Genomic DNA, 15,258 nt, shown 5'->3' with positions numbered 1-15,258 from the left:
GAAGAAGCGTGCCGTTCACGGGGCGAGCAGTTTGCGCAGCGGCTCGGTGTCCGGGATGTCCGCCACGGCGGCGTCCAGCGCCGCGGGGAGCTCCTGCGCGTACCCGTGCGGCAGCTCCAGCGTGGCGGAGTCGGACCAGGACAGCTGCCAGCGGGCCCGTCCCTGCCGTACGCACTCGTTGCTGACCAGCTGCGACAGGCCGGACCGCAGCCGGGGCCTGGCGAACTCGCGGGCCGCCCGGCCGGTCGCGGCGGCGGCCTCCTCGGACTTGGGCAGCCGGTCGGCGATCTGCCACAGCGCACCCGCGTCGATCGCGTCGAGCGTGGCGGCGAGCGAGCCGTCGCCGCCGGTCGCCTCGGCGACCACCGCGCCGAACCCCTGCGCCGACCGTTCGGTGTACGACGCCATCGACTCGTGTACCAGCTCCGGCCAGTCGGCACGACGCAGCCTCAGGGCCTCGGGCGTGAGGACTGCCTGTTCGACGGCGGCGAGCGCCCGCTCGGGATCGGCGAGCAGGGCCAGAGACGGTTCCACCGGCTCCGAGGCACGGCCGTCGTCCGGCAGCGCCTCGATCCGGGCGACGCGCTCCGCGATCGGCGGATGCGAGTCGTACGGGGAGGACGGCTCGGTCGGCAGGGAGCCGCGCATCTCGTCCAGTTCGTCCTGGCGGGCGGCCAGCAGATGCCGTACGCCTCCGAGGACCTGGCCGGGCAGCGGCAGCATTCCTGCCTCGACGCCGAGCGTGGCGTACCCGTTCATGTAGAAGCCGTGGGCGGCGTCGAGGGCCGGGAGCTCGCGCAGGGCGGACGCGGTCGCGTCACGGCCCGCGATCCGGGCCGCGGCGACATCGGCCGCGAGCTCCTCGCGGCGGGCGCCGGAGAGCGTGGCACGCATGTAGAACTTCGCGTACGCCGTGTAGATCGCCGCCATCGCGCGGTACGTGACACCCGCGCCACCGGTGTCGATCTCCTTGGCCTTCTTGCCCTTGGCGAGGGCCTTCGCCGCCTTCTTCTCCTGGCGCGCCTGCTCCTTGGCGACGGTTTTGCCCGCCCGCTCCTGGAAGTGGGCGATGGTACGCATCACCTGGATGCGGCCGCGCGCGGTGATCGCGGTGAGACGGGTGTCGGAGTTGCCGTAGTGGCCCATCTCATGGGCGAGTACGGAACGCAGCTGGGCCTGGGACAGGCCGGTCATCAGGGGCAGGCCGAGATAGAGCCGGCGCCTTCCGCCGACCAGGCCGAGGAACCTGGCGTCCTCGCTGACCGCGGCGTTCACATCGCCGGTGAGCACGATCTCGTCCGGCGCGCGGGTGCCGACCTGTTGCGCGATGTCACGGACGGTGGCCCAGAGCCGGGGTTCGTGGGTGTCGTCGACCGGCAGTCCGGCCAGGCCCTCGTCCTTCGGCGTGCGCAGCATGAACATGCCCCGCACGATCGGGACGGCCAGGACGACGCTGAGGACGAACAGCTTCGCGGCGACGCTGCTCGTCGTCCACGCGAACGCCGCCCAGTCGAGGGCTCCGAGGACGGCGAGCAGGACGACGCTCAGCAGATAGAAGCCGGCGAGCAGGACAAGGGCGCGCGCGGCACGCAGAGATGGGCCCATCGGGCGATTCCCCCCACGGGAATGAGAAACGTATGGCGAACGGCGGAGTCGGGGCGGTGCGGGTTGTGGGGGGAACCGGAGTATGTCCTACCGCGGGCGGATGCGGCAACGTGGTTCGGCGACAGCCGCAGCCGACGGTGGAACGAGGGCTGACCGGCGGTGGAACGAGGGCTGACCGGCGGTGGAACCGGCCCCCCTCACCGCGGCAGCGTCGCCGGGCTGCCGCCGTTCGCCTCGTACCCGGCGACCGCCAGCGCCCGGTAGACCGTGTACTCGGCGGCCGGGTCGGGGTTCTGCGTCCACGGCAGCGCGCCCACGTGCCCGTCGATGTGGACGAACTGGTGCATCGCCTCCGCCCAGCGTTCCATCCGGACCAGGAACAGCACCAGCAGATGACGGACATGGGCGAGCATCGGGTCGTCGGGGCGCGCCGCGTGCACCGCGAACAAGGCGCCCTCGACGGCCTTCGTCACCACGACGCCCCGGTAGAAGCCCTGCACCAGATTGACCTCGGGCAGATGCTCGTACACCGCGAACAGCGGCAACGCGGCCAGCAGCGAACCCTGCGGGGCGCGGGCCGCGGCGGACGTCGCGAACCGCTCGGCCTCCTCGCGGGAGCCGTGCCACTTCTCGCACCAGAAGTGCAGCGCGGCGATGTGCGCGCCCATGTGCGCCGGAGCGCGGTCGATGATCTTCGCCCAGAGCTGGTCGAACTGCTCGTGGGAGTAGCCGAGTCCACGCGCGACGGCCAGCTCGACGATGTACGGGACCGGGTCGCCGGGCGCCAGCAGGGCCGCCTCGCCGCAGACCGTACGGGCCTCCTCCAGGATGATCCGGAAGTCGTCCGTACCCGCGGACGACGACCGCCATGCCTGCTGGACCAGGAACTCGGCGTGCACCGCGGCCCCACCCGCGTCCTTCGGCGACTGGGCGCGCCACGACCGCAGCCACGCACCACCGACCCCGGGCGCCTGCATCAGCTCCAGGGAGGCGGCACCGGCGAACGCCTGCACGCGCTGCCACCGCACCTCACCCTCCTTCGGCGTCTCCGCCAGCAACTGAGAGGCGGCGCGCCAGTCCTGGGTGCGCTGCACGACATCGAGGACATCGAGGAGGTCCTGGTCGGGGCCCGGCATCCGGATGTCCAGCTGCTCCTGGCGCACGAAGCCGTACGTGTCCGGGTCGGCGGCGCCGGGGGAGCCGGGCGCGACCTGGCGGATACCGGAGCGGCGACGCAGCACGAAGGGGCCGAGGACCGCGGCGAGCATGCACAGCGCGATCAGGAACCAGAGAATCTCCATGCGCCCATTGTCACCGGACGGCGCAGTGGAGGTGGATCACCCCTGTGACGAACTACGCTCGGGCCCCATGAGCGACCAGCACAGCTTCGAGACCCTCGCGATCCACGCGGGCAACACCGCCGATCCTCTCACCGGCGCCGTTGTTCCGCCCATCTATCAGGTGTCCACGTACAAGCAGGACGGCGTCGGCGGACTGCGCGGCGGCTACGAATACAGCCGCAGCGCCAACCCGACGCGCACGGCGCTGGAGGAGAACCTCGCGGCCATCGAGGGCGGCCGCCGCGGTCTCGCCTTCGCGTCCGGGCTCGCCGCGGAGGACTGCCTGCTCCGCACGCTGCTCCACCCCGGCGCCCATGTCGTCATCCCGAACGACGCCTACGGCGGCACCTTCCGGCTCTTCGCCAAGGTCGTCAAGCGGTGGGGCGTCGACTACTCCGTCGCGGACACCTCGGACCCGGCGGCGGTCCGGGCCGCGGTCAACGACCGTACGAAGGTCATCTGGGTCGAGACGCCGTCCAACCCGCTGCTCGGCATCACCGACATCGCCGCGGTCGCGGACGTGGCACGCACCGCGGGTGCCCGGCTGGTCGTCGACAACACCTTCGCCAGCCCTTACCTGCAGCAGCCGATCGCGCTCGGCGCGGACGTCGTCGTGCACTCCCTGACCAAGTACATGGGCGGCCACTCCGACGTCGTCGGCGGTGCGCTGATCGCCGCCGACGCGGAGCTCGGTGAGGAACTGGCGTACCACCAGAACGCGATGGGCGCGGTCTCCGGACCGTTCGACTCCTGGCTGGTGCTGCGGGGCATCAAGACGCTGCCCGTCCGGATGGACCGGCACAGCGAGAACGCGGCCAAGGTCGCCGAGCTGCTGACCCGGCACCCCAAGGTCACCCAGGTCCTCTACCCGGGGCTGCCGGAGCACCCGGGACACGAGATCGCCGCCAAGCAGATGAAGGCGTTCGGCGGCATGGTCTCCTTCCGGGTCCAGGGCGGCGAGGAGGCAGCGGTCGAGGTCTGCAACCGGGCCGAGCTCTTCACGCTCGGCGAGTCGCTCGGCGGCGTCGAGTCGCTGGTGGAGCACCCGGGCCGGATGACGCACGCCTCCGTGGCCGGCTCCGCCCTGGAGGTACCGGCCGATCTGGTCCGCCTCTCCGTCGGCATCGAGTCCGCGGACGACCTGCTGGCCGACCTGACGCAGGCGCTCGGATAGGGCCTTTCTTTCCGACCGGATCGGGGAGCGGGGTCCGGTGCGCGCAGCTGCAAGGCGGAGGGGGAGGCGACGCGGAGCGTCGGTGACCGACGGCAACGCGGCAGATGTGCGTGCCGGGGCCCGCGAGCCCGGCGCGATCCCGAAGAGAGGTCCAGGGAGTCCGGCGGCACAGAACCGGGCGGGCAGGCGCTCGTCCCGCCCGCCCGGCGTCCTGGGGGTCAGGCGTCGACCTTCTCGTCCTCCAGCGACGCCCGGATCTGCTCCCGCAGCTCCGGGCTGTCGGCGTGTTCGTGGACGGAGACCGCGTGTTCCGTCGCGGCTCGCACCACTTCCTCCTCCTCACCGGCGATGGTGAGCGAGCAGTTCGTGACGCTCGGGTGCTTGCGGCAGTCAGCGATCTTCCTGGTCATGACGGCCTCCTCGGCTCGTGCGGCATGCCGTCACATCCAGGATAGGAGTGCCCGGCAGCAGGCAGCCCCGCGACGCCGCGAAGCTTACTGCCGGGCACTCCAAATCCGCAGGAATCGGGCTTTACGCCCCGTCCAGGGGCGGGGTCGTATCCGCGGGCGGCACGTGCCAGGGCTCGGCGATCATCACCCACACCGTGAACGCGACCACCGCCACGCACAGCACGAACACCACCAGCGCACGGAGCGCACGGCGCCGCCGCAGCATCCGGCCGCCCTGCTCCGCCGCCCGCTCCGCCAGATCGGCGGGGACCGGCGGATGCGGCACGTCCAGCATCCGCCGGACCTGCTCCTCCTTCTGGCCCTGACGCCTCATGGCCCCGCCCCCAGCAGTCGTACGGGCAGCCGCCGCGCCGCGGGCCTGCGGGTGCCGCGCATCGTGGCCACCGACCGGTTGCAGAGCGCCCGGACCCGGTCCACCGGAAGCCCCAGCAACGCGGCGGTCTGCTCCTCCGCGACCCCCTCGTACAGCCGCAGCACGAGAACCAGCCGCTCCCGCGGGGTCAGCGGATCCAACAGCCCACCGCGCGGCCGATGGTGCCGCCACGCCTCATGGGCGAACCGGATGGCCAGCTCCTGCCGGGTGCGGTCGTACGGATCCTCACCGTGCAGCCCGTCCCAGGCCGCGTACGTGCGGGCCAGGGCGGCGGTCAGCAGCCGCTGCGCCCGTTCGTTCGCGCCGGGCGGCTGCGTCGGCTCGGCGGTGAGCAGGGTGGCGGTATGCAGCAGCCGGCCCGCGGCGCCCGCCACAAAGGCATCGAACTCCTGGGCGCGCCGCCGCTGAACTCCTGCCTGCCGCTCTCGCACACCCACATCGGAGCCCCGGGAAGGTCCCCGGGTCAAGAGGTCGTACAGGCATATTCCAGTCCTCAGCCACCCGCGGGCTGGTGCTGCCGCGCAGCCAGCGCCGCGTTGAACCGGGTCAGCAGCGTGCAGAACGTCTCGCGCTCCTCCGTCGTCCATTCCCCCGTCACCTGTGACATCAGGTCCCGCCGCGACGCACGCACCTCGTCCAGCCGCGCATGTCCGCGCGGCGACAGCTGAAGCACGACCGCGCGGCCGTCCTCCGGATGCGAGGTCCGCTTGACCAGACCGGTGTCGACGAGCGGCGCGACCTGACGGGTCACGGTTGAGGAGTCGATCCCCATGCCCGCGGCCAGCGCCTTGACGCCCATCGGGCCTTCCCGGTCCAGTCGGTTCAGCAGCAGGTACGCCGCCCGGTCCATGGAATTGCGGACCTGGCCGACACCGCCGAGGCGGGTCTGCTCGGCACGGCGGGCGAAGACGGCCACCTGGTGCTGCAGAACATCGAGGAGGTGGTCGGGACCCGGGGAGTCGGGGGTGGCGCCCCCGGAAGGAGACGCAGCAGTCGTCATGTCCTGAGGGGGCATGGCCGGGGGCTCTCTTCGTGCGGTGTTCGGATGGGTGGGGGACAGAGTACGCGGCCACGGGGCAACGTGTACCAGTGCTGCACAAACCTGCGAACAACGACGCAGGACGGCACCAGCACGGCGTCCGGCCCCGCGTCCAGCTGCAAGACTTGCGGTTATGAACTTCCGTACGCCACACCCGTTTCCCCCAGTGATCCTCGACGACGTCCGCGGCGCACGGAAGATGCTCTCCGGCGTGGCCCGGATGACCCCGATGGAGGGCAGCCGTCACCTGTCCGGGCTGGTCGGCGCGCCTGTGCACTTCAAGTGCGAGAACCTGCAGCGGACCGGCTCGTTCAAGCTGCGCGGCGCGTACGTGCGGATCGCAGGCCTCTCCCCGGTCGAGCGCGCGGCCGGAGTCGTCGCCGCAAGCGCCGGAAACCATGCGCAGGGTGTCGCACTCGCGTCTGCGCTGCTCGGCGTACGCTCAACGGTCTTCATGCCGGTCGGGGCGCCGCTGCCGAAGGTCGCCGCGACCCGCGAGTACGGCGCCGAGGTCCGGCTGCACGGCCACGTCGTCGACGAGACCCTCGCCGCCGCCGAGGAGTACGCCCAGGAGACCGGCGCCGTCTTCATCCACCCCTTCGACCACCCGGACATCATCGCCGGACAGGGCACCGTGGGCCTGGAGATCCTCGAACAGTGCCCGGAGGTCCGCACCATCGTCGTCGGGATCGGCGGCGGCGGACTCGCCGCGGGCATCGCCGTGGCCGTGAAGGCGATCCGGCCCGACGTGCGGATCGTCGGAGTCCAGGCGGCGGGCGCCGCCTGCTACCCGCCGTCGCTCGCCGCCGGCCACCCGGTGGCGATCGGCTCGCTCCAGACGATGGCGGACGGCATCAAGGTGGGGCGCCCCGGCGACGTACCGTTCGAGCTCGTCCGGGAGCTGGTCGACGAGGTCCGCACGGTCTCCGAGGCCGAACTCTCCAGCGCGCTGCTGCTCTGTCTGGAGCGGGCGAAGCTGGTCGTCGAACCGGCGGGGGCGAGCCCGGTGGCGGCGCTGCTGAGCGACCCGGAGTCGTTCCGCGGACCGGTCGTCGCCCTGCTGTCGGGCGGCAATGTCGACCCGCTGCTGATGCAGCGCATCCTCACCCACGGCATGGCGACCGCCGGCCGCTATCTCAGCCTGCGGGTCCGGCTCACGGACCGCCCGGGGGCACTGGCCACGCTGCTCTCCGTGCTGACCGTCGCCGACGCGAACATCCTCGACATCGGCCATGTGCGGACCGATCCGCGCCTCGGACTCACCGAGGCGGAGGTCGACCTGCATCTGGAGACCAAGGGTCCCGAGCACTGCGAGGAGGTCACCGCGGAGCTGCGTGGTGCGGGCTACCTGGTGACGGACTGACATTCCGTCAGGTTGGGCGTTCGCCGGGCGGGGAGAGGTGCGTAAACCTAGGATCTGTCGAGGAAGCCAACGAACGCTCTGGGGGAATCCCGTATGCCAGGCGCCATCTACGCCGAAGGTCTGGTGAAGACCTTCGGCGATGTACGAGCACTCGGCGGTGTTGATCTCGACGTGCCGGAGGGCACGGTCCTGGGCCTCCTCGGTCCCAACGGCGCAGGCAAGACGACTGCCGTGCGTGTCCTCACGACGCTGCTCAAACCCGACAGCGGCCGGGCCGTCGTGGCAGGCATCGACGTGCTGAAGAAACCCAACGAGGTTCGCCGCTCGATCGGCCTCTCCGGCCAGTTCGCCGCGGTCGACGAGTATCTGACCGGCCGCGAGAACCTGCAGATGGTCGGTCAGCTCTACCAGATGAGCAGTCGCGACGCGAAGGCCCGTGCGGTGCGGCTGCTGGAGCGGTTCAACCTCGCGGACGCGGCCGACCGCCCCGCGAAGACGTACTCCGGTGGTATGCGCCGCCGCCTCGACCTGGCGGCGGCGCTCGTCGTCTCCCCGCCGGTGATGTTCATGGACGAGCCGACGACCGGACTCGACCCGCGCAACCGCCAGCAGCTGTGGGAGGTCATCGAGGAGCTCGTCGCAGGCGGCACCACGCTGCTGCTGACCACGCAGTATCTGGAGGAGGCCGACCATCTGGCGCACAACATCTGTGTCATCGACCACGGTCTCGTCATCGCCCGTGGCACGTCCGACGAACTGAAGGCCAGGACCGGCGGCGAGCGCGTCGAGGTCGTGGTTCACCACCCCGACCAGATCGATCCGGCCCGCGCCGTCCTCACCAACCTCGGCAAGGGTGAGGTCACTGTCGCCCAGCACACCCGCAAACTGACGGTCCCGGTCTTCGGCGGCGCCAAGCTGCTCGCCGAGATCATCCGTGATCTCGACACCCGCGGGGTCGAGATCGACGACATCGGACTGCGCCGCCCGACCCTCGACGACGTGTTCCTCTCGCTCACCGGCCATGTCGCCGAGGCGCCGGAGACCGACGAGAACGGGACGGTCCCGGGTATCGGCGCGCAGACCGGCAGGAAGGCCGGACAGGAGGTCAGCAAGTGACTGCCACGACGGACACGCCGCACCTCGCGGCAGCCCCCAGGGCGGGCGGCGGCATCGGCGGGTCGGTCCGCGACTCCCTCGTCGTCGCCAAGCGGAATCTGATCCGGATGACCCGGATCCCGGAGATGGTGATCTTCGGGCTGATCCAGCCGATCATGTTCGTGGTGCTGTTCAGCTACGTCTTCGGCGGCTCCATGATGATCGGCGGTTCCACCAGCCCCAGTGACTACCGCAACTTCCTGATGGCGGGCATCTTCGCGCAGACCGTGACCTTCGCCACCGCGGGCGCCGGTGCGGGCATCGCGGACGACATGCACAAGGGCCTCATCGACCGGTTCCGCTCGCTGCCGATGGCGCGCGGCGCGGTCCTGACCGGCCGTACGCTCGCCGACCTCGTCCAGACGACGCTCACCCTGGTCGTTCTCGCGGTCGTCGCCCTGCTGGTCGGCTGGCGCACCGATGAGAACGTCGGCAAGGTGCTGGGCGGCTTCGCGCTGCTGCTCCTGCTGGGGTACGCCTTCTCCTGGATCGGGGCGCTGATCGGTCTGTCGGTCCGCACCCCCGAGGCGGCCACGTCGGGCGGTCTCATCTGGCTCTTCCCCGTCACGTTCATCTCGAACGCCTTCGTGCCCACCGAGAACATGGCGAGCTGGCTCCAGCCGGTCGCCGAATGGAACCCGTTCAGCGCGACCGTCCAGGCCTGCCGAGAGCTCTTCGGGAACCCGGGCGTCTCCCCGTCCGATGCCTGGCCGATGCAGCATGCCGTCTGGGCCTCGCTGATCTGGTCCGTGCTGATCATCGTGGTCTTCCGAACCCTCGCGGTCCGCAAGTACCGCTCGGCGACCGCCTGAGGAACACCAGGAAGCCCCGGCCGTCGGCGGCCGGGGCTTCCTGGTGTTCTGCCGTGTCCGGTGGCCGGCTCAGCCCGAGTAGGGCTTCGCCGCGAGGATCTTCACCGAGGCCCGCTTGCCGTTCGGCAGCTCGTACTCGGCGTCCTCGCCCATCTTCTTGCCGTTCACGCCGGTACCGAGCGGAGACTGCGGAGAGTACGTCTCGATGTCCGCGCTCGCGTACTCGCGGGAGGCGAGCAGGAACGTCATGGTGTCGTCGGGGTCACCGTCGAACGCGATGGTGACGACCATGCCGGGCTCGACCACGCCGTCGTCGGCGGGGGCCTCGCCGACCTTCGCATGCTCCAGGAGCTGGGTGAGCTGGCGCACCCGCAACTCCATCTTGCCCTGCTCCTCCTTGGCCGCGTGGTACCCGCCGTTCTCCCGGAGGTCACCCTCCTCACGGGCCGCCGCGATCTTGACGGCGATCTCCGTGCGCGCGGGACCAGACAGGTACTCCAGCTCGGCCTTGAGCTGGTTGTACGCCTCCTGCGTGAGCCAGGTGACGTTTTCGCTGGTCTGGGTCACAGGTGCTCCTAGTCGGTACTGGATATTCAAGCGTCGGTACTGGGAATACAAAGCATCGCCCTACCCAGAAGCATGTGCCTCCACGGGTGGGCGAAACCACGAGCCTAACAATTCCCCAGGAAAAGGGGGAGAAGGTAAACCGCTATGACCGCGTCAACGCAGGCCAGCGGCGATAATCGCAGGTCAGAGCAGGTCCGTTCCGGTCAGTTCGACGACCCGCCGTCAACCGTGCAGCCCAGCAGCTCGACGCTGGTCGCCCGCGAGGTCGTACGCAACGAGACGATCCGGTCGATCCGGTCGGAACGGTCGTCGAAGCGGATGTCCTTCCGGGCCACGTCGCTGCCGTCCACCTGCTGGGAGCGGAGCGTGCAGTACCCCTTCGCGTCCCGGTCCTTGCGCACCTCGAGGTGGATGTCGACCCGGTCGTCCGAAGCGATCCTGAACTTGATCACTTCGGCGCTGATTCCCTGGCCTGCCACGTAGTCGTAACCGATCCAGCCGACCACGCCGAGCAGTGCGACGCCCAGCACCGAGCCGATGATCTTGAGCTTGCGGTCCGCGCGCTCGTCCGCGGAGCGCCCGTAGCGGCCCTCCGGAAGTGCTTCACGCACCGCAGCCATGATCGTTCCTCCCGTACCGGGGATCGAGGAATTTTCCGCCCCCCGGTTCGGTCACTATAGAAGCCTCTCACCCGCCACCCGACCGCCGCCCCACACCGACGTCCCTCCGGGACGGCACCACTCGGTGGCGGCCGAATCACTGAGGATCGAGTCTTGACTGAGCAGCTTCGACTGATGGCCGTCCACGCCCACCCCGACGACGAGTCGAGCAAGGGCGCGGCCACCATGGCCAAGTATGTGTCCGAGGGGGTGGACGTGCTGGTTGTGACCTGCACGGGAGGCGAACGAGGCTCCATCCTCAACCCGAAACTCCAGGGCGACCCGTACATCGAGGAGCACATCCACGAGGTACGGAAGAAGGAGATGGACGAGGCCCGGGAGATCCTGGGCGTCAAGCAGGAGTGGCTCGGCTTCGTCGACTCGGGGCTGCCCGAGGGCGACCCGCTGCCCCCGCTGCCCGAGGGCTGCTTCGCACTGGAGGACGAGGAGAAGGCCGCGGGGCGTCTCGTCCGCTCCATCCGCGCGTTCCGGCCGCAGGTCATCACCACGTACGACGAGAACGGCGGCTACCCGCACCCCGACCACATCATGACCCACACGATCACGATGATCGCGTTCGAGGGCGCCGCGGACACCGAGACGTTCCCCGAGACCGAATTCGGCCCCGCCTGGCAGCCGCAGAAGCTCTACTACAACCAGGGCTTCAACCGTCCGCGCACGGTGGCGCTGCACGAGGCGCTGCTCGCCCGCGGTCTGGAGTCGCCCTACGGCGAGTGGCTGGAGCGCTGGAAGGAGTTCGAGCGCGTCGAGCGGACGCTGACCACGCACGTTCCGTGCGCGGAGTTCTTCGAGATCCGGGACAAGGCGCTGATCGCGCACGCCACGCAGATCGACCCGGACGGCGGCTGGTTCCGGGTGCCGATGGACATCCAGCGGGAGGTCTGGCCGACCGAGGAGTACGAGCTGGCGAAGTCTCTCGTCGATACCTCCCTCCCCGAGAGCGACCTCTTCGCGGGCATCCGCGACAATGCCTGATATGTACGCGACCCAGGCACTGACCCACGTCGTTCCTCTCGCCGAGGAGTTCGACAAGAACAAGGTGACACCCGGCGTCCTCGGCTTCCTCGTCTTCGCGGCGCTCGCGGTGGGCGTGTGGCTGCTGATGAAGTCCATGAACCGGCACATGGGCAAGGTGAACTTCGAGGAGGCGCCGGATCCGGATGCGGGGTCGGTCGGGGCCGACGTATCCGGGGCGGGGGCCGGGTCCGCGAAGTAGCGGGTTCCGGCGCAACCCGTTGGCGTCTTTGTCCTCAATCGCCGGACGGGCTTGAAAGGCCCGTCCGGCGAGGGTGCCGGGACGGCGGCTATGACCGTGCTTCCACTGCCACGCCCATGATTTCCCGGGCGTGGCGGGTCGGGGTCATGCCCAGGCGCCAGGCCTGCCAGCCGTCCTCCAGGTCGATCCCGCGGTTCAGGACCACGGTGAACGCCTCCGCGCGGTCCACCAGCTCGCTGTCGCGGTTCGGGTGCCCGGCCCGGAGCAGGTCGGCGAGTTCCTGCTGGGCCACCACGGTGCCCACCTCCGTGCCGCCCGCCGACGCGTACGGCAGCAGAGTGCAGCGCAGGAAGCGGGCCCAGTCGGCGCCCCGCGTGTCGCCGTACGAGTCGAACAGCGCCACCGCCTCGTCGCACAGCGCGAGTGCCTGGGCCGCCCGGTTGTTCCCCGCGTCGACCAGGGCCAGTTCCAGACACGTCCACGCCTCGCCGTGGGCGACACCGATGCGCCGGAAGTCGGCCCGGGCATCGGCCAGGAGCTGACGGGCGAAACCGGAGTTGCGCAGATTGCCGGTCCGGGCGGCCCGCTGGTCGCGGGTGACCCGGCCCGAGTGGTGCCGGGCACACGCCAGCCCGTAGACGTCCCGCATCCGGGAGAACATCGTGCGCGACCGCTCCAGCTCCCGCACCGCCTGGTCGGTGTCGCCCGCCTCCTCCAGCGCCTGGCCCAGGTAGTACAGCGTCCACGCCTCACCGCGCGCGTCCTCGTTGTCACGGTGGCGGGAGAGCGCCCGGCGCAACTCGTCGACCGCCGGGTCCGGGTCGCCGTCGAGCAGCCGGGCGCGGGCCAGCTGGGTCAGCGCCCACGCCTCGCCGCGCTCGTCACGGGTGCGGCCGTACAGGTCCAGGGCCGTACGCAGCGTCTCCTCGGCCCCGGGCACATCGCCCATCCGCAGCAGCACCTGGCCCAGCTGGAACTGTGTCCACGCCTCGCCGTGCAGCGACTCGCCCTCCCGGTGCAGGGTCAGCGCCGTGTCGAGGAGGGTCAGGGCCTCCGCCAGGTTCGCCCGGTCGCGCTCGACGGCGGCCAGGGCGTGCAGCGACCACGCCCGGTCCTCGGCCTGTCCGTCGGAGGACTGCAGCGCGATCGCCTCGCGCAGCCGCGCCGACGCCTCGGTGAGGTTGCCCTGGTGGTGCAGGGTGATACCGAGCGAGCAGAGCGCCAGCGCCGTGCCCGCGTCGTTCTGCGCCTCGCGGTAGAGACCGACGACCGAGGACAGTGTGGTGCGGGCCTTGTCCAGCTCGCCGAGCTGCCGGGCCGCGATGCCCGTACGCCACTGGACCGACCGTTCCAGCAGCCCCTTGTCGACGGCCTGCGTCAGCTCGCTGATCTCACCCAGGCGGTAGAGGTCGCCGCGCAGCAGGCAGTAGTCACACAGTGCGCCCAGCAGGTCCAGCACGGCCCCCTGGTCGACGCCCTCCGCATGCCGCAGCGCGGAGGTGATGAAACTCGACTCGTCGTCCAGCCAGTGCAGTGCCGCGTCCAGCGAACCGAACCCGTGCGAACCGAACTGCCCAGCCCGGGTGGACATCTTCCCGTCCACCATCCGGATCACCGCACCGGCGAGCTCCGCATAGTTGTGGATCAGCCGCTCCTGCGCGGCGGTACGGTCCGCCTCCTCCTCCTCGTCGCGCAGCCGGGCCAGGGCGAAACCCCGTACGAGATCGTGCAGCCGGTAGCGCGTACCCCGCACATGGTCGAGCAGCCCGGCCCGGGACAGGGCCGTCAGCAGCGACTGCGCCTCCTGTTCCTCGGCGGACAGCAGCGCCGCGGCCGCCGCCGCGCCCAGGCTGGCGCGCCCGGCCAGCGCGAGCCGGCGCAGCAGCCTCCGCGCCTGCTCGGACTGGTCGGTGTAGCGCAGCCACAGAGCCCGTTCGACGGGCGCGACGGGACCGTACGCGGCGAGTTCGGCGGCCAGTGCCGTGCGGGTACGCGGCCCGAGCGAGGAACCCGCGACCCGCAGCGCCAGCGGCAGCCCACCGCACAGCTCGGCGATCGCGTCCGTCGACTGGGAGTCGTACGGCCCCTGCTCCTCCTCCTGCGCCGACACGCGCAGCAGCTCCTCCGCACCCGCCGCGTCCAGCGGGCCCACGGGCAGCTGATGCACCCACGCCGGAATATCGGCAGGCAGGTCGAGGGGGGCGCGGGCGGTGACAAGAACCAGGCTGTCGGAGCGCTCCGGTATGAGCGTACGGACCTGCGCCGGGTCGCCGGCGTCGTCGAGGACGATCGTCACGGGCGTGCCGGTCAGATGCTGGTGGTAGAGCTCGCTGAGCCGTCGCACCTGCTGCTCGGCGGAGGACCTGCCCCGGGATCCCGACTCCGCTCGATCAGGGGAGACCCCATCCCGGAACAGCAGCTGTTCGCGCGGCGCGCCGAGCCGGTTCAGCAGGTGCAGCAGCGCGTCGCGGGTCGGCAGCGGGTTCTCGCCGGTGACATCGGAACGCAGATCCACCACGCACGCGCCCCGGAACTGGTCCTTCAGCTCATGCGCCGCCCGCACCGCGAGTGCCGTGCGCCCGGAGCCGGGCGTGCCGTGCAGGACGACGACGGTCGGCTTGGTCTCCGTCGACGCGCGTGCCGCGTGCACCCACTGGGCGACCTGCGCCAGCTCGGCCCGGCGGCCGGCGAACGGTCCGTCGGGGGCGGGTAGATGCCCGAAGGACTGGTCGAGCAGCGACCGCCTGCGCGCCGCCGCACTGCGGTCACCGCCGCGCAGCTGCGGCACGACGGCGGCGGCCTTCTTCTTCGGCGTACGGGACGACGCGCTCAGCATCCGCTGCTGGTCCAGGAACGGGCGGATGCCCCGCACCTCCAGCGCCGCCAGCCACTGCAGCCGCAGCTGTTCGGGCCCGCCGGGCTGGCCCGCCGCACCCGCGTGCCGGTGGGCGGCGGGCCAATGCGAGGCGGTCGCCTTGACGACGGTGGCCGTGGCGCCCGCGACGGCGACGACGGCGCCCGCGCCGAGCGCCGGCCCCGCCGCCGTACCGAACGCGAGATCGGCGCCGAACGCCGCTGCCGCGGCGACCCCCGTGACCAGCAGGGGAGTTCCCATCGCCGCCTTGCTGAACTGCTGCGACAGGGGTTTCCGCCCGGCCTCCATCGCATCGAGCGCCTGCGTGTACGCGGCGTACTCCTCGGCCGCGCTCGCCGCCAGCGAGTCGAGCGCCGCCCGCCCGCGCGCCGTCAGCGCACCCGCGTCGGCCCTGCCCCCCGAACGGCGTACTTCCTCCTCCACGGCGCGTACCAACATCCGTTCGGCTTCAGCCCGGTGGCTGTCCCGCATGCCCGTCCCCCTCCGACCGCCGCGTTCCGCATCAGCTGACACAGCACCAAGTGTCCTGTCTACGGCGGATGGGCGCGAGAGAGCAAGGAGATCGGTTGGGGGTCGCCGGGTGAGAGGC

At 71.0% G+C, this 15,258-nt stretch carries 15 protein-coding genes; 6 read left to right on the top strand and 9 right to left on the bottom strand.

Going from position 1 to position 15,258, the window contains the following annotated elements:
- Positions 1-15: 15 nt before the first annotated feature.
- Together OG395_RS23050 and OG395_RS23045 are read right to left on the bottom strand one after the other, a co-directional pair.
- The gene (locus tag OG395_RS23050; RefSeq protein ID WP_327244650.1) at positions 16-1,605 is read right to left on the bottom strand and encodes a M48 family metallopeptidase; all 1,590 of its coding nucleotides are present in this window, start codon (positions 1,603-1,605) and stop codon (positions 16-18) included.
- 197 nt (positions 1,606-1,802) lie between these two features.
- Positions 1,803-2,906 (bottom strand): hypothetical protein, encoded by a 1,104-nt coding sequence (locus OG395_RS23045; RefSeq protein WP_327244649.1) that lies wholly within the window; start codon positions 2,904-2,906, stop codon positions 1,803-1,805.
- Positions 2,907-2,973: 67 nt separating this feature from the next.
- Here OG395_RS23045 and OG395_RS23040 point away from each other — a divergent pair, with 67 nt between their 5' ends.
- Positions 2,974-4,119 carry a cystathionine gamma-synthase gene (locus OG395_RS23040; protein ID WP_327244648.1) on the top strand — a complete coding sequence of 382 codons (1,146 nt, stop codon included), beginning with the start codon at positions 2,974-2,976 and terminating at the stop codon, positions 4,117-4,119.
- 218 nt (positions 4,120-4,337) lie between these two features.
- On the opposite strand, the gene OG395_RS23035 is transcribed toward OG395_RS23040, so the two are convergent.
- The 4 genes from OG395_RS23035 to OG395_RS23020 form a co-directional block, all read right to left on the bottom strand.
- Positions 4,338-4,529, bottom strand: a complete 192-nt coding sequence (locus tag OG395_RS23035; protein WP_037688500.1) for a DUF1059 domain-containing protein — start codon at positions 4,527-4,529, stop codon at positions 4,338-4,340.
- A gap of 121 nt (positions 4,530-4,650) precedes the next feature.
- Complete coding sequence (locus tag OG395_RS23030) at positions 4,651-4,902, bottom strand: hypothetical protein (RefSeq protein ID WP_327244647.1); 252 nt, start codon at positions 4,900-4,902, stop codon at positions 4,651-4,653.
- Entirely contained in the window at positions 4,899-5,393 is a 495-nt protein-coding gene (locus OG395_RS23025) for a sigma factor-like helix-turn-helix DNA-binding protein (protein WP_327244646.1), read from the bottom strand. The genes OG395_RS23030 and OG395_RS23025 overlap by 4 nt, the downstream gene beginning before the upstream one ends.
- 62 nt (positions 5,394-5,455) lie before the next feature.
- A complete protein-coding gene (locus OG395_RS23020; RefSeq protein ID WP_327244645.1) occupies positions 5,456-5,977 on the bottom strand; it encodes a MarR family winged helix-turn-helix transcriptional regulator in 522 nt (173 codons plus the stop codon).
- A gap of 157 nt (positions 5,978-6,134) precedes the next feature.
- Here OG395_RS23020 and ilvA point away from each other — a divergent pair, with 157 nt between their 5' ends.
- From ilvA to OG395_RS23005, 3 genes are all read left to right on the top strand, one after another.
- Complete coding sequence (gene ilvA / locus OG395_RS23015) at positions 6,135-7,364, top strand: threonine ammonia-lyase (protein WP_266982172.1); 1,230 nt, start codon at positions 6,135-6,137, stop codon at positions 7,362-7,364.
- A 93-nt stretch (positions 7,365-7,457) separates the two neighbouring features.
- Positions 7,458-8,480 (top strand): ATP-binding cassette domain-containing protein, encoded by a 1,023-nt coding sequence (locus tag OG395_RS23010; protein ID WP_327244644.1) that lies wholly within the window; start codon positions 7,458-7,460, stop codon positions 8,478-8,480.
- Positions 8,477-9,331, top strand: a complete 855-nt coding sequence (locus OG395_RS23005) for an ABC transporter permease (protein ID WP_327244643.1) — start codon at positions 8,477-8,479, stop codon at positions 9,329-9,331. The genes OG395_RS23010 and OG395_RS23005 overlap by 4 nt, the downstream gene beginning before the upstream one ends.
- 69 nt (positions 9,332-9,400) lie before the next feature.
- Here OG395_RS23005 and greA read toward each other — a convergent pair whose 3' ends face one another.
- The gene (gene greA / locus OG395_RS23000) at positions 9,401-9,898 is read right to left on the bottom strand and encodes a transcription elongation factor GreA (protein WP_037688517.1); all 498 of its coding nucleotides are present in this window, start codon (positions 9,896-9,898) and stop codon (positions 9,401-9,403) included.
- 203 nt (positions 9,899-10,101) lie between these two features.
- Positions 10,102-10,518, bottom strand: a complete 417-nt coding sequence (locus OG395_RS22995) for a DUF4307 domain-containing protein (protein WP_327244642.1) — start codon at positions 10,516-10,518, stop codon at positions 10,102-10,104.
- A 153-nt stretch (positions 10,519-10,671) separates the two neighbouring features.
- Here OG395_RS22995 and mca point away from each other — a divergent pair, with 153 nt between their 5' ends.
- Together mca and OG395_RS22985 are read left to right on the top strand one after the other, a co-directional pair.
- Complete coding sequence (mca, locus tag OG395_RS22990) at positions 10,672-11,553, top strand: mycothiol conjugate amidase Mca (protein ID WP_266982165.1); 882 nt, start codon at positions 10,672-10,674, stop codon at positions 11,551-11,553.
- Between the two features lies 1 nt (position 11,554).
- Positions 11,555-11,794: a hypothetical protein gene (locus tag OG395_RS22985; RefSeq protein WP_327244641.1), complete on the top strand. Its 240-nt coding sequence runs from the start codon at positions 11,555-11,557 to the stop codon at positions 11,792-11,794.
- Positions 11,795-11,882: 88 nt separating this feature from the next.
- Here OG395_RS22985 and OG395_RS22980 read toward each other — a convergent pair whose 3' ends face one another.
- Positions 11,883-15,140, bottom strand: a complete 3,258-nt coding sequence (locus OG395_RS22980) for a tetratricopeptide repeat protein (protein ID WP_327244640.1) — start codon at positions 15,138-15,140, stop codon at positions 11,883-11,885.
- Between the last annotated feature and the right edge of the window lie 118 nt (positions 15,141-15,258).

Source organism: Streptomyces sp. NBC_01320, from assembly GCF_035974375.1.
GTDB classification, from domain to species: domain Bacteria; phylum Actinomycetota; class Actinomycetes; order Streptomycetales; family Streptomycetaceae; genus Streptomyces; species Streptomyces yanii.
The sequence above is the reverse complement of the archived record's forward strand: the minus strand, read 5'-3'. Positions and strand labels throughout refer to the sequence as shown.